Origin of the sequence: Streptomyces sp. NPDC045470 (assembly GCF_040646595.1) — a bacterium.
GTDB lineage: Bacteria > Actinomycetota > Actinomycetes > Streptomycetales > Streptomycetaceae > Streptomyces.
On record NZ_JBEZAN010000002.1, the window covers coordinates 517,421 to 536,604 of the forward strand.

The window sequence follows — 19,184 nt, forward strand, 5'->3', positions numbered from 1 at the left end:
ACCGTCGAAAAGCTCGCCTACACCGACAGCGGCCTGACCAAGGGCACCGACTACACCTACACCGTCGTCGCCCGCGACACCGCCGACCAGACCGGCCCCGCCAGCGAGCCCACCACCGTCCGCACCACCGGCGGCGGACAGCCCGGTGACACCCCGCCGTCCGCGCCCGGCAAGCCCGTCGCCGGCGACGTCACCGACACCTCCGTACGGCTGACCTGGACCGCCGCCACCGACGACAAGGGCGTCAAGAACTACGACGTGCTGCGGAACGGCACGAAGGTCGCCACCGTCGAAAAGCTCGCCTACACCGACAGCGGCCTGACCAAGGGCACCGACTACACCTACACCGTCGTCGCCCGCGACACCGCCGACCAGACCGGCCCGGCCAGTGCCGCCACCACCGTCCGCACCACCGGCGGCGGCGGACAGCCGGTCGACGCGGTCAAGCTGGGCTACTTCACCGAGTGGGGCGTCTACGACCGCAACTACCACGTGAAGAACCTGGTCACCTCGGGCTCCGCGAGCAAGCTGACGCACATCAACTACGCGTTCGGCAACGTCCAGGGCGGCCGGTGCACCATCGGCGACGCCTACGCGGCCACCGACAAGGCGTACACCGCCGACCAGAGCGTGGACGGCGTCGCCGACACCTGGGACCAGCCGCTGCGCGGCAACTTCAACCAGCTCAAGAAGCTCAAGGCGAAGTACCCGAACATCAAGCTCCTGTGGTCCTTCGGCGGCTGGACCTGGTCCGGCGGCTTCCCCGACGCCGTCAAGAACCCGGCGGCGTTCGCCGACTCCTGCTACCAACTGGTCAACGACCCGCGCTGGGCCGGCCTCTTCGACGGCATCGACCTGGACTGGGAGTACCCCAACGCCTGCGGTCTGACCTGCGACACCAGCGGTCCGGCGGCGTTCGCCGAGATGATGAAGGCGATGCGTGCCAAGTTCGGCAAGCAGCTGGTCACCGCCGCGATCACCGCCGACGGCTCGGACGGCGGCAAGATCGACGCGGCCGACTACGGCGGCGGCTCGCAGTACGCCGACTGGTACAACGTCATGACGTACGACTTCTTCGGCGCCTGGGACAAGACCGGCCCCACCGCCCCCCACTCGCCCCTGACGTCGTACCCCGGCCTTCCCAAGCAGGGCTTCACCACCGACGCGGCCCTGCAGAAGCTCAAGGCCAAGGGCGTCCCCGCGAAGAAGCTGCTGATCGGCATCGGCTTCTACGGACGCGGCTGGACCGGCGTCACCCAGGACGCCCCCGGCGGCACCGCCACCGGGCCGGCCCCCGGCAAGTACGAGGCGGGCATCGAGGACTACAAGATCCTCAAGGCGAGCTGTCCGTCCACCGGAACCGTCGCCGGCACCGCCTACGCCCGCTGCGGCAGCAACTGGTGGAGCTACGACACCCCGGCGACCATCGTCGGCAAGATGAACTACGCCAAGCAGCAGGGACTGGGCGGCGCGTTCTTCTGGGAGTTCAGCGGTGACACGGCCGACGGCGAACTGATGACGGCCATCGACAGCGGCCTGAAGTAACCCGGCTCACCACCCCCGGACCGGCCGGGGAGGCGGCGTCGCCCCCGCCTTCCCGGCCTTCCGGCCGTTCAGCAGCCGACCGACGGCCGGGCCTCGGGGCCCTAGGCCACATTCACTCTCTGCCCGGGAGGCGCCGCCTCCAGCCACGCCAGAAAACCGGTCAGGGCGTCCTCGCTCATGGCCAGCTCCAGCCTCGTACCGCGGTGGCGGCAGGCGAGCACGACGGAGTCGGAGAGCAGGGCCAGCTCTTCCTCGCCCTGCGGGGTACGGCGCTCCAGCACCTCGATGGCGAAGCGTTCCAGTTGACGGCGGGGGCGGGGCGCGTAGGAGAAGACGCGGAACCACTCCACCCGGTCACCGTTGTAGCGGGCGACACCGTAGATCCAGCCTTTGCCGCTGGGCTCGGCCTCCTCGTCGGGCACGTTCCAGCGCAGGCTGCAGTCGAAGGTGCCGCCGGAGCGCTGGATGAGCCGTCGCCGTAGACCGAAGACGAAGAGCCCCAGCAGCACCAGTACGACGACCGCGCCGCTCACGAGCAGAGCGAGGACCATCCGAACCGACCTCCTCGCCTCGATGGGGGGACCCGCGCGCCGGTTCGGGCGCGAGGGGGAAAACGCACCTGCATTGCCTCAGCCGCGGGCCGCCCTGGAGAATTCCAGCGCAGCCCGCGGCTGAGGGACGAACTCGTCGGTGGAGGGCTTCAGTGCACGCCCGCCACCGCACGCAGCCGGACATCGGCGCGGCGCTCGGCGGCCGCGTCGGCCTCCGACTTCGCCCGCTCCAAGGCCCGCTCCGCGCGTTGGACATCGATCTCGTCCGACAGCTCGGCGATCTCCGCGAGCAGAGACAGCTTGTTGTCGGCGAACGAGATGAAGCCGCCGTGCACGGCGGCGACGACGGTGCCGTCCCCGCCCTCGCCGGTCGTACGAATCGTCACCGGTCCGGACTCCAGCACGCCGAGCAGCGGCTGGTGCCCCGGCATGACGCCGATGTCGCCCGACGAGGTGCGCGCGACGACCAGGCTGGCCTCGCCCGACCAGACCTGACGGTCGGCGGCGACCAACTCGACGTGCAGCTCAGCCACGATGGCTCCTCGGGTCTCCACCTGCCGGGTGCGGCAGATGTTGGGTCAAATACTAGTGGTCGTACGGGCCGGGGGCGGCCAGGGCCGCCCCCGGAACGCGCCGGGCCTCAGGAGACGCCCAGCTCCTTGGCGTTCGCCTTCAGGTCCTCAAGGCCACCGCACATGAAGAACGCCTGCTCGGGGAAGTGGTCGTACTCACCGTCGGCGATCGCGTTGAACGCCGCGATGGACTCGTCCAGCGACACGTCCGAGCCGTCGACACCGGTGAACTGCTTCGCCACGTGGGTGTTCTGCGACAGGAAGCGCTCGATGCGGCGGGCGCGGTGGACGGTGAGCTTGTCCTCCTCGCCCAGCTCGTCGATACCGAGGATCGCGATGATGTCCTGCAGGTCCTTGTACTTCTGCAGGATCGTCTTGACCCGCGAGGCACAGCTGTAGTGGTCCTGCGAGATGTACCGCGGGTCCAGGATGCGGGACGTCGAGTCCAGCGGGTCCACCGCCGGGTAGATGCCCTTCTCCGAGATCGGACGCGACAGCACGGTCGTGGCGTCCAGGTGGGCGAAGGTGGTGGCCGGCGCCGGGTCGGTCAGGTCGTCCGCGGGGACGTAGATCGCCTGCATCGAGGTGATCGAGTGACCACGGGTCGAGGTGATGCGCTCCTGGAGGAGACCCATCTCGTCCGCCAGGTTCGGCTGGTAACCCACCGCGGACGGCATGCGGCCGAGCAGGGTGGACACCTCGGAACCCGCCTGGGTGTACCGGAAGATGTTGTCGATGAAGAAGAGGACGTCCTGCTTCTGGACGTCACGGAAGTACTCCGCCATCGTCAGACCGGCCAGCGCGACCCGCAGACGGGTGCCCGGGGGCTCGTCCATCTGGCCGAAGACCAGCGCGGTCTTGTCGATGACGCCGGAGTCCGTCATCTCCTCGATGAGGTCGTTGCCCTCACGGGTGCGCTCACCGACACCGGCGAACACCGACACACCGTCGTGGTTGTTGGCCACGCGGTAGATCATTTCCTGGATGAGGACGGTCTTGCCGACGCCCGCGCCGCCGAACAGACCGATCTTGCCGCCCTTGACGTACGGGGTCAGCAGGTCGATGACCTTGACGCCGGTCTCGAACATCTCGGTCTTGGACTCCAGCTGGTCGAAGCTGGGGGCCTTGCGGTGGATCGGCCAGCGCTCGTTGACCTCGACCGTGGCCGGGTCCACGTTCAGGATCTCGCCGAGGGTGTTGAACACCTTGCCCTTGGTGACGTCACCGACGGGCACGGTGATACCCGCGCCGGTGTCGGTCACCGAGGCCTGGCGGACCAGACCGTCGGTGGGCTGCATCGAGATCGCGCGGACCACGCCGTCACCCAGGTGCTGGGCGACCTCCAGGGTCAGCGTCTTGAGCTTGCCCTCTTCGGCCGGGTCGGCGACCTCGACGTGCAGCGCGTTGTAGATGTCCGGCATCGCGTCGACGGGGAACTCCACGTCGACGACCGGGCCGATGACCCGCGCGACGCGGCCCGTCGCCGTGGCCGTCTCAACAGTGGTGGTCATAGTTGTCAGTCACTCCCCGCGGTCGCGTCGGCCAGTGCGCTCGCGCCACCGACGATCTCGCTGATTTCCTGGGTGATTTCGGCCTGGCGGGCCGCGTTGGCAAGCCGCGAGAGCGACTTGATGAGTTCTTCCGCGTTGTCGGTCGCCGACTTCATCGCGCGCCGCGTGGCGGCGTGCTTGGAGGCGGCGGCCTGGAGCAGCGCGTTGTAGATGCGCGACTCCACGTACCGCGGCAGCAGGGCGTCCAGGACGTCCTCCGCCGACGGCTCGAAGTCGAACAGCGGCAGGATCTCGCCCTTGGACGACGCCTGCGCCTCCTCGGCCGTCTCTTCGAGGCTGAGCGGCAGCAGCCGGTTGTCGACCGGCGTCTGCGTCATCATCGAGACGAACTCGGTGTAGACGATGTGCAGCTCGTCCACGCCGCCCTCGGCCGTGTCCTGCTGGACGGCGGCGATCAGCGGCCCGGCGACGGCCTTGGCGTCCGCGTACGTCGGGCTGTCGGTGAAGCCGGTCCACGACTCCGTGACCTTGCGCTCACGGAAGCCGTAGTACGAGACACCCTTGCGGCCGACGATGTAGGTGTCGACCTCCTTGCCCTCGGCCTTGAGCCGCTCGGTGAGCTGCTCGGCGGCCTTGATGGCGTTGGAGGAGTAGCCGCCGGCCAGACCGCGGTCGCTCGTGATGAGCAGTACCGCGGCCCGCGTCGGGTTGTCCGCCTCGGTCGTCAGGGCGTGCTTGGTGTTCGAACCGGTGGCAACCGCCGTCACCGCGCGGGTGAGCTCACTCGCGTACGGCGTCGATGCCGCCACCTGGCGCTGCGCCTTGACGATGCGCGAGGCGGCGATCATCTCCATCGCCTTGGTGATCTTCTTGGTCGCGGTGACGGAGCGGATGCGACGCTTGTAGACCCGGAGCTTGGCTCCCATGGATCAGGTCCCTTCCGTCGTCACTTGCTCGTGCTGACCGGAGCGTCCTCACCGAGAAGCTTGCCGTCCGAGGTCTCGAACTGCTGCTTGAAGGTGGAGACCGTGTCGGTGAGCGCCTGGATGGTGTCGTCGGACATCTTGGCGCCCTCGGCGATGCTGGTGAGCAGCTCCTTCTTCTCGCGGCCCATCCAATCCAGCAGCTCGCGCTCGAAGCGGCGGATGTCCTGGACCGGGACGTCGTCCATCTTGCCGGTGGTACCGGCCCAGATGGAGACGACCTGCTCCTCGACGGGCATCGGCTGGTACTGGCCCTGCTTGAGCAGCTCGGTCATGCGCTGACCACGGGCGAGCTGGGCCTTGGACGCCGCGTCCAGGTCGGAACCGAAGGCGGCGAACGCCTCCAGCTCACGGAACTGGGCGAGGTCCACGCGGAGCCGGCCGGAGACCTGGCGCATCGCCTTGTGCTGGGCGGAGCCACCGACGCGGGAGACGGAGATACCGACGTTCAGCGCCGGGCGCTGGCCCGCGTTGAACAGGTCGGACTCCAGGAAGCACTGGCCGTCGGTGATGGAGATGACGTTGGTCGGGATGAACGCCGACACGTCGTTCGCCTTGGTCTCGACGATCGGCAGACCCGTCATCGAACCGGCACCGAGGTCGTCGGAGAGCTTCGCGCAGCGCTCCAGCAGGCGGGAGTGCAGGTAGAAGACGTCACCCGGGTACGCCTCACGGCCCGGCGGGCGGCGCAGCAGCAGGGACACGGCGCGGTAGGCGTCGGCCTGCTTCGAGAGGTCGTCGAAGATGATCAGGACGTGCTTGCCCTGGTACATCCAGTGCTGGCCGATGGCCGAGCCGGTGTAGGGCGCCAGGTACTTGAAGCCCGCCGGGTCGGACGCCGGGGCGGCGACGATGGTCGTGTACTCCAGGGCACCGGCCTCCTCCAGCGCGCCGCGCACGGACGCGATGGTGGAGCCCTTCTGGCCGATGGCGACGTAGATGCAGCGGACCTGCTTCTTCGGGTCGCCGGAGCGCCAGTTGTCACGCTGGTTGATGATCGTGTCGACGGCCAGGGCGGTCTTGCCCGTCTGGCGGTCGCCGATGATCAGCTGACGCTGGCCACGGCCGATCGGCACCATCGAGTCGACGGCCTTGTAGCCGGTCTGCATCGGCTCGTGGACCGACTTGCGGACCATGACGCCCGGAGCCTGGAGCTCCAGGGCGCGGCGGCCCTCGGACTCGATCTCGCCGAGGCCGTCGACCGGGTTGCCCAGCGGGTCGACGACGCGGCCGAGGTAGCCCTCGCCCACGGCGACCGAGAGCACCTCACCGGTGCGGCGCACCGGCTGGCCCTCCTCGATACCGCTGAACTCACCGAGGACCACCGCACCGATCTCGCGCTCTTCCAGGTTCAGCGCAAGACCGAGCGTGCCGTCCTCGAACTTCAGCAGCTCGTTCGCCATCGCCGAGGGAAGACCCTCGACCTTCGCGATGCCGTCACCGGCCTCGCTGACCGTCCCGACCTCCTCGCGCGAGGCCGCGTCCGGCTTGTACGCCTGGACGAAGTTCTCCAGCGCGTCCCGGATCTCCTCCGGCCGGATCGTGAGCTCCGCCATCTGGGTTCCCTGCTCTCCTTGTTGGGCCCGTCGTCGTTTACGGGGGGCTGTGCGTCCCCCGCCGCAGGCAGGGGCGGTTGCCCCCGTGATGTCACTGCGTCCACGGCCCAACTCGGGCCGCCGTACTACTTCTTGAGTTGGTGGGTGGGTCAGCCGGCCATCCGCCGGGACGCCTCTTCGAGGCGTGCCGCGATGCTGCCGTTGATGACCTCGTCGCCGATCCGGACCTGGACTCCGCCGAGGACCTCGGGGTCCACGTCGAGGTTCAGGTGGACCTGCCGTCCGTACACCGCCGCCAGGGCCGCGCCGAGGCGCTGCCGCTGGGTGTCGCCGAGCGGCACCGCGGAGGTGACCACGGCGACCATCCGGTCCCGGCGCGCCGCGGCCAGCTTGGACAGGGCGTCCAGCCCTGCTTCCAGGCTACGGCCCCGCGGCTGTGCGACAAGCCGGACCACGACGCGCTCGGTGACCGGGTGGGCCCGGCCGCCCAGCAGCGAGCGCAGCAGCTCGGCCTTGGCCGGGCCCTGCGCGGTGCGGTCGGTCAGTGCCGCGCGCAGTTCGTGCGACGAGGCGACGATCCGGCTGAACCGGAACAGCTCGTCCTCGACGTCGTCGAGGGCGCCCGCCCGCTGGGCCGCGACGAGGTCGGCGCCGTACGCCAGCTCCTCGGTCGCGTCCGCCAGGTCGCGCGAGCGCGACCAGCGGGAGCGGACCATGCCGGAGAGCAGGTCGACGGTCTCGCCGCCGACCTGGCCGCCGAACAGACGCCCGGCCAGCTCGGCCTTGGCCTCGCCGGCCTGCGCCGGGTCGGTGAGGACCCGACGCAGCGACACCTCGCGGTCGAGCAGAGCGGTGACGGCAGCCAGCTCCTCGGCGAGCTTCGCGGCGTCGACGGACGTGTTGTCCGTCAGCGCGTCGAGCTGCTCGCGTGCGGAGGCGAGTGCCTCGCGGCTCGCTCCATTCATCGGCCGGCCTCTGCCTTCGTCGGGTCCGACGCCGCCTTGGCCTCGAGCTCGTCGAGGAAGCGGTCGATGGTCCGGCTCTGGCGGGCGTGGTCCTCCAGGGACTCACCGACCAGCTTGCCCGCCAGCTCCGTGGCGAGCTTGCCCACGTCCTGGCGCAGCGACTGCGCGGCCTGCTTGCGGTCCGCCTCGATCTGGGCGTGGCCGGCCGCGATGATCTCCTCGCGCTGCCGCTGGCCCTCGGCACGCATCTCGGCGATCAGGGTCGCTCCCTGCTCCTGCGCCTCCTGGCGCAGCCGGGCGGCCTCGTGGCGCGCGTCGGCGAGCTGGGACCGGTAGTCCTCCAGGACCTGCTGAGCTTCGGCCTGTAGGGCATCCGCCTTCTCGATGCCGCCTTCGATCTTCTCGCGGCGCTCGTCCAGAACCTTGTTGACGTTCGGGAGGAGCTTCTTGGCGAGGAAGCCGAAGACGATGAAGAAAGCGATCAGGCCGATGACCAGCTCTGGAATCGGCGGGACGAGGGGGTTCTCAGGAACCTCCGCCGCCATGTTCACCAGGGCGCTCACATCAATGCCTTCCGTCTAAGTGGCGTCGTCGATCGGTCCGTGATCAGGCCGACGGGTACGCGTAACCCATGACGATGCCGATGAGGGCGAGCGCCTCGCAGAAGGCGAAGCCCATGATCTGGTTGGTGCGGATCAGGCCGGCGGCCTCGGGCTGACGGGCCAGGGCCTGGGTGCCGTTGCCGAAGATGATGCCGACGCCGACGCCGGGGCCGATGGCGGCGAGGCCGTAGCCGATCGAAGCGACGTTGCCAGTGAGGCCGGCGGCGAGTTCGAGAGTCGCGGACATGCCGTGTCTTCCTTCTCTTTCATGGACCGGTGGGGGTTGGCCACCGGACGTCTGGTGGGACTGCTGGGTTCCTGGGGGCTCAGTGGTGCTCGGCGAGCGCGCCCTGGATGTAGTTACAGGCCAGGAGCACGAAGATGTACGCCTGAATGGCCTGGATGAAGAGCTCGAAGGCCGTCATCACGATGGTCATGACGAACGAGACGCCCGCGTAGGCGATGCCGATGCCGTTCAGCAGGTACCAGCTGGCGACGGTGAACATCAGGATGAGCATGTGGCCCGCGAACATGTTCGCGAACAGCCGGACCGCGTGCGTGAAGGGCCGGATGATCAGGTGCTGCAGCAGTTCCAGGAACATGATCAGCGGGAGGACCCAGCCGAGCGACTTGTCGTAGCCGGTGAGGTTCTTCAGACCGCCGACGAAGCCCTGCCTCTTGAACGTCAGCACGAGCCAGGTGATGTAGACCACCAGGGCCAGACCCATGGGGAACGCGATGACCGATGTCACCGGGAACTGGGCGACCGGGATGATCGACCAGAGGTTCATGATCCACACGAAGAAGAACAGCGCGACCATGAAGGGGACGAACTTCTCGCCCTCCTTCTTGCCGAGCGCGTCGTAGACGAGCCCGCGGCGCACGAAGTCGTAACCCGCCTCACCGATCATCTGCAGCTTGCCGGGCACCACCTTGGCGCGGCCGAAGGCGGCCCAGAAGAACGCCACGATGATCACCGTGCTGACCAGGGCCAGCAGCATCGGCTTGTTGAACTCGTAGCCACCGATGGTGAAAAGGGGCTCGAAGACGAACGAATGAAGGCCCGGGGCCTCGAAGCCACACCCCGGGATGAAGAGGTGGCACTCCGTGTCGAGGGCGAGCATCGTTTCAGCACTCACCGCGAGCTCCTTCAGCGTGGCGCATGGGTACGGCAACCTCGTTGTGTCGGCGCGGCATTGAGCCACGGTGCGGCACTGGACTGGTCTTACGGATTGGGGGGCGGCTGATCGGCGCGGGGCCGGATCGGGTCACAGGCATCGGCCGGACGTGCAACCGGTTCCCTGACTCGGAACCTGGAGGCTCAGCCGCCTGCGCCGACTGCGCCGCAGTTGGCACCGGACGATAGCAGGCTCTCGCGTGGGCTTTTATTCCGGCCCTACGGCTCACGTCCGCGACCCCGTGGTTTCCGCCTTCTCGGAGTCGGCGGATTCGGGATTCACGTAGAGAACCTTTGCCTTCATATAGCTGCGGGCCTGGAAGGCGATCCACACCAGGACGGTCGCGAGCAGGGTGAAGGCGAACGCCCTGACGTTGAAGAGCGTGGTGTCCTTGAAGACGATCATGAAGACCGCGACCGCCAGGATCTGCACCGCGTACAGCAGCAGTCCCATCATCTGGAACAGATCCGGGAGGCGCTTCGCGGTCTGCTGGAGAACCACCAGACCCGACCCCATCAGCAGCAGCACCAGCGCCGTTCCGATGGCAGCACCGATCGCGCCCGGCCCGCCCGCGACCACAGCGCTGACCACGACGCCGACGGCGCCGGTGGCAAGCGAGGGTACGGAGACATTGGCAAGTAGGCGGGCGTCAGTGGACTGCATGGCGGCGCTCCGGCAAAAAATGGGGGTGGTGTCGTCAAGGACGAGCGTAGACCCGGCCTGAGGGAGAACCTGAGGCCGAAAGACCGTCGCACTTCGGTCCTTCGGCTCTGTCGCCGGGTTTCGTGAACGGTATCACAAACTATTTGATGAGGTCTTTACCTGCTCGGTGTGCTACCCGTCACACGTGAGCAGTAATCCGCGCGTAGGAGCGCGACACGGCGACACTCTGTCTGCTATGTAACCCAATGAGGGGATTTTCGAGCATCGCTCGTACGAGCGAAAACTCGCCTCAGCGGTGACTTCCGGCCTTACGCCGGTCGGTGAACCGCGACCGGTCACCGATCGCGGTGGCCCCGTTGACGCCCGCCGGCACCGGCCGCCGCTCCCGCTCCGGAGCGCTCTCGCCGTCCGCCGTCCGTCCCCCACCGAGCTGCCCGGCCTCGTCGACCGCCGCGCTCTCCTCGGCGGCCGCGGCGACGGCCGCCGCCTGCACGCTGCGCCGGTACCGCGGCGGCACCATCCACTCCATCCAGCGCGGCGCGCGCGGCGTGAAGCGCGGCAGCAGCAGGAGGACCAGCCCGATCGCACTCAGCAGCACGATGCCCAACACGACCCACACACTCGCGTTGTTGACCGAGTACGCCACGGCGCCGAAGGCGATCAGCGCGGACCAGAAGTACATGATCAGGACGGCGCGGCTGTGCGAGTGGCCGATCTCCAGCAGCCGGTGGTGCAGGTGGCCGCGGTCGGCGGCGAACGGCGACTGGCCCTTCCACGTACGGCGCACGATGGCCAGCACCAGGTCGGCCACCGGCACCGCGATGATCGTCAGCGGCAGCAGCAGCGGGATGTAGACCGGCACCATCGCGTGGGTGGCCTCGCGGACGCTGCCCGCCTTCAGGTTGAGCAGGTCCGGGTCGACCTGGCCGGTCACCGAGACCGCGCCGGCCGCCATGACCAGCCCGATCAGCATCGAGCCCGAGTCGCCCATGAAGATCCGCGCCGGGTGCATGTTGTGCGGCAGGAAGCCCAGGCACATGCCCATCAGGACGACCGAGAACAGCGTCGCGGGCGCGGCCGCCTCGATGCCGTACCCGAACCACATCCGGTACGCGTACATGAAGAACGCCGCGGCGGCGATGCACACCATGCCGGAGGCCAGCCCGTCCAGGCCGTCCACGAAGTTGACGGCGTTGATGGTGATGACGACCAGAGCCACCGTCAGCAGCGTGCCCTGCCACGGGCTCAGCGAGACCGTGCCGATGCCCGGCACCGGGATCCACAGGATCGTCAGCCCCTGAAGGACCATCACACCGGCGGCGATCATCTGCCCGCCGAGCTTGACCAGCGCGTCCACGCCCCACTTGTCGTCCAGCACGCCCAGCACCCAGATCAGCGCGGCGCCCGACAGCAGCGCGCGCGGCTCGTTGGAGTGCTCGAAGACGGACTTGAGGTTGCTGAGATGGGCCGCGACCAGCAGTCCCGCGCACAGCCCGCCGAACATGGCGATGCCGCCGAGGCGCGGGGTGGGTTCGCGGTGCACGTCGCGCGCGCGGATCTCCGGCATCGCGCCGGCCGCGATGGCGAATTTCCGTACCGGCCCGGTCAGCAGGTAAGTGACCGCGGCCGTGACGCACAGCGTCAGCAGGTATTCACGCACGGGCTGCCCCATTGGTATCGCTGGCCATCACAGCCACACACCATATGCGTGTCCGCCCCCTATCCGTGAACGTAAGGGAAGACACCCCCGTCCCGCGCATGGTTCCAGAGCTCAGCCCGGATGGGGATATGGGGGAAAGCGCCGGACCAATGCCATGGTCGCCGCGCGGGCCCCCGGGTCCTCCCGTACCGCCGCCGCGATCAGCGCGCCGACCCGCACCGCCTCCTCCTCGCCCATGCCCTGGGTGGTCAGGGCGGCAGCCCCCAGCCGCAGCCCCGGGCGGCGTCCTGACGGGTCCTCGGGGCACGGCAGGGCGCAGGTGTCCAGCACGATGCCCGCCGCCGCGCAACGCCCCCTGGCCGTACGGGCGTCCGCCCCCAGCGGCGCCGGGTCGGCGGTGATCAGGTGGGTGTCCGTACCGCCGGTGGTGACCGGCAGGCCCTCCTCGGCCAGCGATCCGGCCAGCGCTCGCGCGTTGGCGACGACCTGCCGCGCGTAGGCGGCGAAGGCGTCGGTGGCGGCCTCGCCGAAGGCGACGGCCTTGGCGGCGACCGCGTTCATCTGGGCGCCGCCCTGGGTGAACGGGAAGACCGCCCGGTCGATGCGCTCGGCCAGCTCGGCACCGCACAGGATCATGCCGCCCCGGGGGCCGCGCAGCACCTTGTGGGTGGTCGCGCACACCACGTCCGCGTACGGCACCGGGCTGGGCGCCAGGCCCGCGGCGATCAGCCCGATGGGGTGGGCAGCGTCCGCGACGAGGTACGCGCCCACCTCGTCGGCGATCTCCCGGAAGGCGGCGTAGTCCAGATGCCGCGGATAGCAGATCGACCCGCAGACGATGGCCTTGGGCCGGTGCCGGCGGGCCAGCGCGCGCACCTCGTCGTAGTCCAGCAGGCCGGTGTGCGGATCGACGCCGTACCCGGCGAAGTCGAACCAGCGGCCGGAGAAATTGGCCGGGGAGCCGTGCGTCAGGTGTCCGCCGTGCGGCAGCGCCATGGCCAGGACGGTGTCGCCGGGGCGCAGCAGGGCGGCATACGCGGCCAGCACGGCCGACGACCCGGAGTGCGGCTGGACGTTGGCGTGCTCGGCGCCGAACAGGACTTTGGCACGTTCCACGGCGAGCCGCTCGGCGAGATCCACGACCTCGCATCCGCCGTGGTGCCGGGCGCCCGGATAGCCCTCGGCGTACTTGTTGGCGAGCGGGGAGCCCAAGGCGGCCAGCACGGCCCGGGAGGCGAAGTTCTCGGCGGCGACGAGCTGCAGCCCGTCCCCCTGCCGGGCCGCCTCGGCGAGCAGCACCCCGGCGATCTCGGGGTCCTGCTCCAGCAGCTCCGCGAAGTCGGGCGTCCAGGCAGGCGGCGGGTACCCGCCGTGCCCCTCCCCTGCCCCGGCCGCCTCCTTCCGGGCAGCCGTGATGTCGCTCCGGGATGACGTGGTGGTGGCGGGCATGGCGCGCTCCGGACCTCGGACGGGGACGTGGTCCCAATGTAGGCGCGGTGCGGGGTTGGGGCGCGGTGGAGGGAGCGGGTGGGGGGGAGGGTGGCGGGCGGAGCCGGGCCGGAGGCGGGGCCGCTCGCCTTACGGGGCGGCAGCGCACATTCCCCCACCGGGGGCCTACCCAAGCGCAGCCACACCGAAGCTCGCACACCCGCGCCGAGCCGAACCGAGTCGAGGCCGGCCCGGGCCAAACCGAGGCCGGGCCGCACCGAGCCGAGGCCGCGCCGAACCGCCCGCCTTACGGGGCGACCGCGCACATTCCCCCACCGGGGGCCTACCCAAGCGCAGCCACACCGAAGCGCGCACACCCGAGCCGAGCCGAACCGAGTCGAGGCCGGACCGGGCCAAACCGAGGCCGGACCGCCCGCCTTACGGGACGGCTGCCCGCATCCCCCACCGGGGGCCTACCCGAAGCGGACCGGAACGAAGCGCACCGGAACACAGCACACCGGAACGAAGCCCCAGCCCCAGCACCCCCAAGAGCCCCCAAGAGCCCTAGAAGCCCCGTTCCCACCCCCGCACAACCCGGAGGCCGCCCAGACCCCTCAAGCGCGCGCCGGAACCCCCGTCAGCGCCGTCACGACGGGGTCCAGGGCCTGGTTGATCTCGTCGCCGATGGAGCGGAAGAACGTGATGGGCGCGCCGTACGGGTCGTAGACCTCGTCCGCCTCCGGGTTCGGTGCCAGCAGCCAGCCGCGCAGCGCCGCCGCGGCGCCGACCAGGGCGCGGGCGCGTTCGACCAGCCCGCCGCCGGGCAGCGCCGGATCGGGCTCGGGGAGCGTGGCCGGGTCTATGGCCCGTACGAGGCGGTTGAACTCCTTCAGCGTGAAGGTGCGCAGCCCCGCCGAGTGGCCCATGGAGATGACCTGGGCGCGGTGGTCGCGGGTGGCGGTCAGCACGAGGTCGGCCCGGATGACGTGCTCGTCCAGCAGCTCTCGGCCGGTGAAGTCGGCCGGATCGGCCCCGTAGTCGGCCAGAACCGTGGCGGCGTGGGTCTCCATGGGCGCGCCTTCGTGGCCCCAGGTGCCGGCGCTCTCCACGACCAGGCCGCCGCGGTCCGCGCCCAGCCGCAGGTCGAGGGCGTGCCGGTGCAGCCGCTCGGTGATGGGCGAGCGGCAGACGTTGCCGGTGCTGACGTGGAGGATGCGGAACGTGCGGTAGCTGTCCTCGCCGGGTCCCGCTATGCCACGCCCGAGGGGCGCAATCAATTCGCCACCTCAAGCCCGGGAGCCACCTTGCGCAGCTCCTCCGCGCTGATCGCGCCCTCGCGCAGCAGCAGCGGCGTCGGCCCGGTGACGTCCACGATCGAGGACGGCACGGCGGCGGGGGTCGGGCCGCCGTCCAGGTAGACGGAGACGGAGTCGCCGAGCATCTCCTGGGCCGCGTCGCAGTCCTGCGGCGACGGGTGCCCGGTGAGGTTGGCGCTGGAGACGGCCATCGGGCCGAACTCGGTCAGCAGCTCGATGGCGACCGGGTGCAGCGGCATGCGGACCGCGACCGTGCCGCGGGTCTCCCCGAGGTCCCAGGTCAGCGACGGCTGGTGGGTGGCGACCAGGGTCAGCGCGCCGGGCCAGAAGGCGTCGACCAGCTCCCATGCCTGCTCGGAGAAGTCCGTGACGAGCCCGTGGAGGGTGTTCGGGGAGCCGACGAGCACCGGGGACGGCATGCCGCGCCCGCGCCCCTTGGCCTCCAGCAGGTCACCGACGGCCTCGGCACTGAACGCGTCCGCGCCGATGCCGTAGACGGTGTCGGTCGGCAGCACGACCAGCTCGCCGCGACGGACGGCCGATGCGGCCTCGCGCAGACCGGTCGCGCGGTCGGTCGCGTCGCTGCAGTCGTATCGCCGTGCCATTTAACGGACCTCCTCGTGCGGAACGTACAGATGACTCGTGGGGGCCGGGCTCGTCATGGCGTCGCCCTGCGCGCGGTGGCGAAGCGGGGCCGGTTGTTCAGGTCGGGGTGGTCGGCCGCGTCGGCCCAGCCCCGCTCCTCGGTGAAGATCCACGGAACCTGGCCGCCCTGGGTGTCGGCGTGCTCGATGACCACGACGCCGCCGGGCCGCAGCAGGCGGTGCGCGGTCCGCTCGATGCCGCGGATGGTGTCCAGGCCGTCCTGGCCCGAGAACAGCGCGAGCTCGGGGTCGTGGTCGCGTGCCTCGGGTGCGACGTACTCCCACTCGGTCAGCGGGATGTACGGCGGGTTGGAGATGACCAGGTCCACCTGGCCGTCCAGCTCGGGAAGCGCGGTCAGCGCGTCGCCCTGCTGGAGAACGACGCGGGACCCCTCGACGTTCTTGCGGGCCCACTGCATGGCCTCGTCGGACAGCTCGACGGCGTGCACCCGGGAGCGGGGCACCTCCTGCGCCAGGGCGAGCGCGATGGCTCCGGAGCCCGTGCACAGGTCCACGATGAGCGGTTCGACGACGTCCATGGCCCGTACCGCGTCTATCGCCCAGCCGACGACCGACTCGGTCTCCGGGCGGGGTACGAAGACGCCGGGGCCGACGTGCAGCTCCAGGTAGCGGAAGAAGGCCCGGCCGGTGATGTGCTGGAGCGGCTCGCGGGCCTCGCGGCGGGCGACGGCCTCCCAGTAACGGGCGTCGAAGTCCGCGTCGGGGACCCGGTGCAGTTCACCGCGCTTGACGCCGTGGACGTGGGCGGCGAGTTCCTCGGCGTCGAAGCGCGGTGAGGGTACGCCGGCGTCGGCCAGCCGCTGGGTGGCCTGGGCCACCTCGGCGAGCAGCACGGTGCGGGGGTTGGGCCCGCGGCGGGGCCGCTGGGGGTCGTGACCCCCGGAAGGCGACGGCACGCTGTTCCTCCGGCTCGTTCTACGGGCGTTTTACGGGCGTTCCACGGGCTTACTGGGCGGCGGCCAGCTTGGCGGCCGAGTCGGCGTCCACGCACGCCTGGATGACCGGATCGAGCTCGCCGTCGAGGACCTGGTCCAGGTTGTACGCCTTGAAGCCGACACGGTGGTCCGAAATGCGGTTCTCCGGGAAGTTGTACGTCCGGATGCGCTCGGAGCGGTCGACGGTGCGGACCTGGCTGCGCCGGGCGTCCGACGCCTCCTTCTCGGCCTCCTCCTGGGCGGCGGCCAGCAGCCGCGACCGCAGGATGCGCAGGGCCTGCTCCTTGTTCTGGAGCTGGCTCTTCTCGTTCTGGCAGGAGACGACGATGCCGGTGGGCAGGTGGGTGATGCGTACGGCGGAGTCGGTGGTGTTGACCGACTGGCCGCCGGGGCCCGACGAGCGGTAGACGTCGATGCGCAGGTCGTTCGGGCCGATCTCGACCTCGACCTCCTCGGCCTCCGGCGTGACGAGCACGCCGGCCGCCGAGGTGTGGATACGGCCCTGGGACTCGGTGGCGGGCACCCGCTGCACGCGGTGCACACCGCCCTCGTACTTCAGGCGGGCCCACACGCCCTGGCCGGGCTCGGTGGCGCCGTTGCCGCCCTTGGTCTTCACGGCGACCTGGACGTCCTTGTAGCCGCCGAGGTCGGACTCGTTGGCGTCGAGGATCTCGGTCTTCCAGCCGACCCGCTCGGCGTAGCGCAGGTACATGCGCAGCAGGTCGCCGGCGAACAGCGCGGACTCCTCGCCGCCCTCGCCCGCCTTGACCTCCAGGATGACGTCCTTGTCGTCGCTGGGGTCGCGCGGGACGAGCAGCAGCCGCAGCTTCTCGGTGAGCTCCTCGCGGCGCGCTTCGAGGTCCTTGACCTCGTCGGCGAAGTCCGGGTCGTCGGCGGCCAGTTCGCGGGCCGTACCGATGTCGTCGCCGGTCTGCTTCCAGGCGCGGTACGTCGTGATGATCGGGGTCAGCTCGAAATAGCGCTTGTTGAGCCGCTTGGCCTCGCGCTGGTCGGCGTGGACCGCGGGGTCGGCCAGTCGCTTCTCAAGGTCGGCGTGCTCGCCGATCAGTTCCTCGACCGCCTCGAACATCGTGGGGGTTCCTCACCTGGCTGTGTCTTCCGGGATCCGGGGGTTCCCGGCTGCCGGTTGCCGGCACGTGTGCGGCGGGGCCGCGGGCCCCTGGGACCTCCGGCGGGGTCCGTGGCCTGGACGACAAAACGCCGGTCCGCCGCCCCTTCCCAGGGGCGAGACGGAACCGGCGCCTTGCGGGTCGCTACTTCTTGGCGGCGCCGGCGCCCTTGCCGAAGCGGGCCTCGAAGCGGGCCACACGGCCACCGGTGTCGAGGATCTTCTGCTTGCCCGTGTAGAACGGGTGGCACTCGGAGCAGATGTCGGCACGGATGGTGCCGCCGGCCACGGTGCTACGGGTGGTGAACGACGCGCCACAGGTGCAGCTGACCTGGGTCTCGACGTACTCCGGGTGGATGTCGCGCTTCAAGGGAATCTCCTAGGTTCGGGAGGGCTCCGGGTCGTTCCGCGGATTGCGTCACGTGAACCGGGGCCGACGGTCCAGTCTGCCAGGACTGGCCTCATCTCCCAAAACCGGGGTGCTCCGGATTTTGTTCCCGGGCGGTCCACGGCGGCGGGACATGAGGTGAAGAAACGGTTCCGCTACTTGACGTAGCTATCCGTTCCACCCTTGTCACCTGCGGAATCCTTGATCGCTTCCTTGGGGATGTCCCGGTCCTGGCGCAGCGCGTCCCAGACCTGCCGGGACTGCTTCTCCAGCGGCAGCACGCGGGAAGGATTCTTCGGGTCGTACGTGACGGGCAGCGTGACCATGTCGATGTGGTCCGACTCGATGCCGCCCATGTCCTTGGCGAGCCCCATCAGCGCGTTGACGGAGTTCAGGTCGCTGTCGGTGGTGATGGCCTTGGTGGCGGTGTCGGCGATGCCGTAGAGCTTCGTCGGGTTGGAGAGCAGCCCGATGCTCTTCACCTGTTTCATCAGTGCCTTGATGAAGGTCTGCTGGAGCTGGATGCGGCCCAGGTCGCTGCCGTCGCCGCCGGGCACGCCGTGCCGGGTCCGTACGAGGCCGAGGGCGTCCTCACCGTTGAGGGTGTGCTTGCCGGGCTCCAGGTTCAGGTGGCTCTTGTTGTCGTGGATGGGCTTGGTGGTGGTGATGTCCACGCCGCCCAGGGCGTCGATGAGCTTCTTGAAGCCGTTGAAGTCGACCTCGACGAAGTGGTCCATGCGGATGCCGCTCATCGCCTCGACGGTCTTGACCGCGCAGGCCGGGCCGCCGACCTCGAAGGCGGTGTTGAACATGGCCTTGCGCTGGCCCGGTACGTTCTTGCCGTCCTTGGTGCAGTCGGGGCGCTGGACCAGGGTGTCGCGCGGGACGCTGACGACGCTGGCCTTCTTGTGGCCCTTGAAGATGTGCACGATCATCGCGGTGTCGGAGCGGGCGCCGCCCTCGTCGGTGCCGTACTCCCCGTTCTTTCCCGCCCGGGAGTCGGAGCCCATGACGAGGATGTCCATCGATCCGTCGTCGTTGTCCTTGGGCCGGTTCTTGCCCAGGGCGGCGTTGATGTCGACGCCCTTCAGGTTGCCGTTGAGTTTGAAGTAGACGTAACCGAGTCCCGCGCCACCGAGCAGTACGCAGCTGACCAGCGCGCACACGGTGATCGTCAGGGCGCGGCGGCGCCGGGTCGGACCCTTGCGCCGGCGGCCCGTGGCACGTATGCCGCGGGAACGGCTCTTGGCCGGGTTCGCGGCCCTGCTGTCGTCCGCCATCTGCTCCTCAGTCCTCGTTCTCTCGGCTGCCCCTCGCCGCCACCGTTCAGCCTCCGGCCACGGTTTGTTGCTCCTTGAAAGACGGGGGGCAGACCGGAAGGGTTGCACAACGGGATTGAGAGCCATTCTTAGAAACCGGCCCGCCCGCACTCCGGCCAAAAGTCGACTTTTACCGGGGTGACCAGGGCTTTCGCCCGGAGGCGGAAAGCGGAGTGACGGCCTCCGGGAGCGCCGCGCGTGTGCGCAAGGCAACAATC

19 protein-coding genes are annotated in these 19,184 nt (G+C 69.7%); 1 reads left to right on the plus strand and 18 read right to left on the minus strand.

Annotation, left to right across the window (positions count from 1 at the left end; all coding sequences use genetic code 11):
• Window positions 1–1,545, plus strand: a 1,545-nt coding sequence (locus AB0A97_RS08665) for a glycosyl hydrolase family 18 protein (RefSeq protein ID WP_361146457.1), incomplete at its 5' end; no start/stop codon positions are given.
• A gap of 101 nt (window positions 1,546–1,646) precedes the next feature.
• On the opposite strand, the gene AB0A97_RS08670 is transcribed toward AB0A97_RS08665, so the two are convergent.
• The 18 genes from AB0A97_RS08670 to AB0A97_RS08755 form a co-directional block, all read right to left on the minus strand.
• On the minus strand, window positions 1,647–2,096 hold the full coding sequence (locus AB0A97_RS08670; RefSeq protein WP_030022185.1) for a DUF2550 domain-containing protein: 450 nt from the start codon (window positions 2,094–2,096) through the stop codon (window positions 1,647–1,649).
• A gap of 149 nt (window positions 2,097–2,245) precedes the next feature.
• Window positions 2,246–2,629 carry a F0F1 ATP synthase subunit epsilon gene (locus AB0A97_RS08675; RefSeq protein WP_223735126.1) on the minus strand — a complete coding sequence of 128 codons (384 nt, stop codon included), beginning with the start codon at window positions 2,627–2,629 and terminating at the stop codon, window positions 2,246–2,248.
• A 107-nt stretch (window positions 2,630–2,736) separates the two neighbouring features.
• Window positions 2,737–4,179: a F0F1 ATP synthase subunit beta gene (gene atpD, locus AB0A97_RS08680; RefSeq protein ID WP_361146461.1), complete on the minus strand. Its 1,443-nt coding sequence runs from the start codon at window positions 4,177–4,179 to the stop codon at window positions 2,737–2,739.
• Between the two features lie 5 nt (window positions 4,180–4,184).
• The gene (locus AB0A97_RS08685; RefSeq protein WP_361146464.1) at window positions 4,185–5,105 is read right to left on the minus strand and encodes a F0F1 ATP synthase subunit gamma; all 921 of its coding nucleotides are present in this window, start codon (window positions 5,103–5,105) and stop codon (window positions 4,185–4,187) included.
• A 20-nt stretch (window positions 5,106–5,125) separates the two neighbouring features.
• Entirely contained in the window at window positions 5,126–6,718 is a 1,593-nt protein-coding gene (atpA, locus tag AB0A97_RS08690) for a F0F1 ATP synthase subunit alpha (RefSeq protein WP_361146467.1), read from the minus strand.
• A 149-nt stretch (window positions 6,719–6,867) separates the two neighbouring features.
• Window positions 6,868–7,683: a F0F1 ATP synthase subunit delta gene (locus tag AB0A97_RS08695; RefSeq protein WP_361146468.1), complete on the minus strand. Its 816-nt coding sequence runs from the start codon at window positions 7,681–7,683 to the stop codon at window positions 6,868–6,870.
• Window positions 7,680–8,246: a F0F1 ATP synthase subunit B gene (locus AB0A97_RS08700; protein WP_361146471.1), complete on the minus strand. Its 567-nt coding sequence runs from the start codon at window positions 8,244–8,246 to the stop codon at window positions 7,680–7,682. The genes AB0A97_RS08695 and AB0A97_RS08700 overlap by 4 nt, the downstream gene beginning before the upstream one ends.
• A gap of 43 nt (window positions 8,247–8,289) precedes the next feature.
• A complete protein-coding gene (atpE, locus tag AB0A97_RS08705) occupies window positions 8,290–8,532 on the minus strand; it encodes an ATP synthase F0 subunit C (protein WP_030595669.1) in 243 nt (80 codons plus the stop codon).
• 79 nt (window positions 8,533–8,611) lie between these two features.
• Complete coding sequence (gene atpB / locus AB0A97_RS08710; protein ID WP_030022193.1) at window positions 8,612–9,409, minus strand: F0F1 ATP synthase subunit A; 798 nt, start codon at window positions 9,407–9,409, stop codon at window positions 8,612–8,614.
• A 279-nt stretch (window positions 9,410–9,688) separates the two neighbouring features.
• Window positions 9,689–10,126 (minus strand): hypothetical protein, encoded by a 438-nt coding sequence (locus AB0A97_RS08715; RefSeq protein WP_361146474.1) that lies wholly within the window; start codon window positions 10,124–10,126, stop codon window positions 9,689–9,691.
• A 289-nt stretch (window positions 10,127–10,415) separates the two neighbouring features.
• Window positions 10,416–11,798 (minus strand): MraY family glycosyltransferase, encoded by a 1,383-nt coding sequence (locus AB0A97_RS08720; RefSeq protein WP_361146477.1) that lies wholly within the window; start codon window positions 11,796–11,798, stop codon window positions 10,416–10,418.
• 99 nt (window positions 11,799–11,897) lie between these two features.
• Window positions 11,898–13,235: a serine hydroxymethyltransferase gene (gene glyA, locus AB0A97_RS08725; protein WP_361146480.1), complete on the minus strand. Its 1,338-nt coding sequence runs from the start codon at window positions 13,233–13,235 to the stop codon at window positions 11,898–11,900.
• A 593-nt stretch (window positions 13,236–13,828) separates the two neighbouring features.
• Window positions 13,829–14,491 carry a low molecular weight phosphatase family protein gene (locus AB0A97_RS08730; RefSeq protein ID WP_030017732.1) on the minus strand — a complete coding sequence of 221 codons (663 nt, stop codon included), beginning with the start codon at window positions 14,489–14,491 and terminating at the stop codon, window positions 13,829–13,831.
• Window positions 14,488–15,135, minus strand: coding sequence for an L-threonylcarbamoyladenylate synthase (locus AB0A97_RS08735; RefSeq protein WP_030017733.1), 648 nt, complete (start codon window positions 15,133–15,135; stop codon window positions 14,488–14,490). Before AB0A97_RS08735 ends, AB0A97_RS08730 begins: the two co-directional genes overlap by 4 nt.
• A gap of 53 nt (window positions 15,136–15,188) precedes the next feature.
• On the minus strand, window positions 15,189–16,028 hold the full coding sequence (prmC, locus tag AB0A97_RS08740) for a peptide chain release factor N(5)-glutamine methyltransferase (RefSeq protein WP_030017734.1): 840 nt from the start codon (window positions 16,026–16,028) through the stop codon (window positions 15,189–15,191).
• 112 nt (window positions 16,029–16,140) lie between these two features.
• Window positions 16,141–17,220 (minus strand): peptide chain release factor 1, encoded by a 1,080-nt coding sequence (prfA, locus tag AB0A97_RS08745; protein WP_361146483.1) that lies wholly within the window; start codon window positions 17,218–17,220, stop codon window positions 16,141–16,143.
• 184 nt (window positions 17,221–17,404) lie between these two features.
• Window positions 17,405–17,629 (minus strand): 50S ribosomal protein L31, encoded by a 225-nt coding sequence (gene rpmE / locus AB0A97_RS08750; protein ID WP_030017736.1) that lies wholly within the window; start codon window positions 17,627–17,629, stop codon window positions 17,405–17,407.
• A gap of 173 nt (window positions 17,630–17,802) precedes the next feature.
• Window positions 17,803–18,927, minus strand: a complete 1,125-nt coding sequence (locus AB0A97_RS08755) for an LCP family protein (protein WP_361146486.1) — start codon at window positions 18,925–18,927, stop codon at window positions 17,803–17,805.
• Window positions 18,928–19,184: the final 257 nt, after the last annotated feature.

Excerpts from the sequence above, each read along its gene's own strand:
- AB0A97_RS08670 (WP_030022185.1), bottom strand. The coding sequence starts at position 2,096 with ATGGTCCTCGCTCTGCTCGTGAGCGGCGCGGTCGTCGTACTGGTGCTG.
- atpD (WP_361146461.1), bottom strand. The coding sequence starts at position 4,179 with ATGACCACCACTGTTGAGACGGCCACGGCGACGGGCCGCGTCGCGCGG.
- AB0A97_RS08685 (WP_361146464.1), bottom strand. The coding sequence starts at position 5,105 with ATGGGAGCCAAGCTCCGGGTCTACAAGCGTCGCATCCGCTCCGTCACC.
- atpA (WP_361146467.1), bottom strand. The coding sequence starts at position 6,718 with ATGGCGGAGCTCACGATCCGGCCGGAGGAGATCCGGGACGCGCTGGAG.
- AB0A97_RS08695 (WP_361146468.1), bottom strand. The coding sequence starts at position 7,683 with ATGAATGGAGCGAGCCGCGAGGCACTCGCCTCCGCACGCGAGCAGCTC.
- atpE (WP_030595669.1), bottom strand. The coding sequence starts at position 8,532 with ATGTCCGCGACTCTCGAACTCGCCGCCGGCCTCACTGGCAACGTCGCT.
- atpB (WP_030022193.1), bottom strand. The coding sequence starts at position 9,409 with ATGCTCGCCCTCGACACGGAGTGCCACCTCTTCATCCCGGGGTGTGGC.
- AB0A97_RS08715 (WP_361146474.1), bottom strand. The coding sequence starts at position 10,126 with ATGCAGTCCACTGACGCCCGCCTACTTGCCAATGTCTCCGTACCCTCG.
- AB0A97_RS08720 (WP_361146477.1), bottom strand. The coding sequence starts at position 11,798 with ATGGGGCAGCCCGTGCGTGAATACCTGCTGACGCTGTGCGTCACGGCC.
- glyA (WP_361146480.1), bottom strand. The coding sequence starts at position 13,235 with ATGCCCGCCACCACCACGTCATCCCGGAGCGACATCACGGCTGCCCGG.
- AB0A97_RS08735 (WP_030017733.1), bottom strand. The coding sequence starts at position 15,135 with ATGGCACGGCGATACGACTGCAGCGACGCGACCGACCGCGCGACCGGT.
- prfA (WP_361146483.1), bottom strand. The coding sequence starts at position 17,220 with ATGTTCGAGGCGGTCGAGGAACTGATCGGCGAGCACGCCGACCTTGAG.
- AB0A97_RS08755 (WP_361146486.1), bottom strand. The coding sequence starts at position 18,927 with ATGGCGGACGACAGCAGGGCCGCGAACCCGGCCAAGAGCCGTTCCCGC.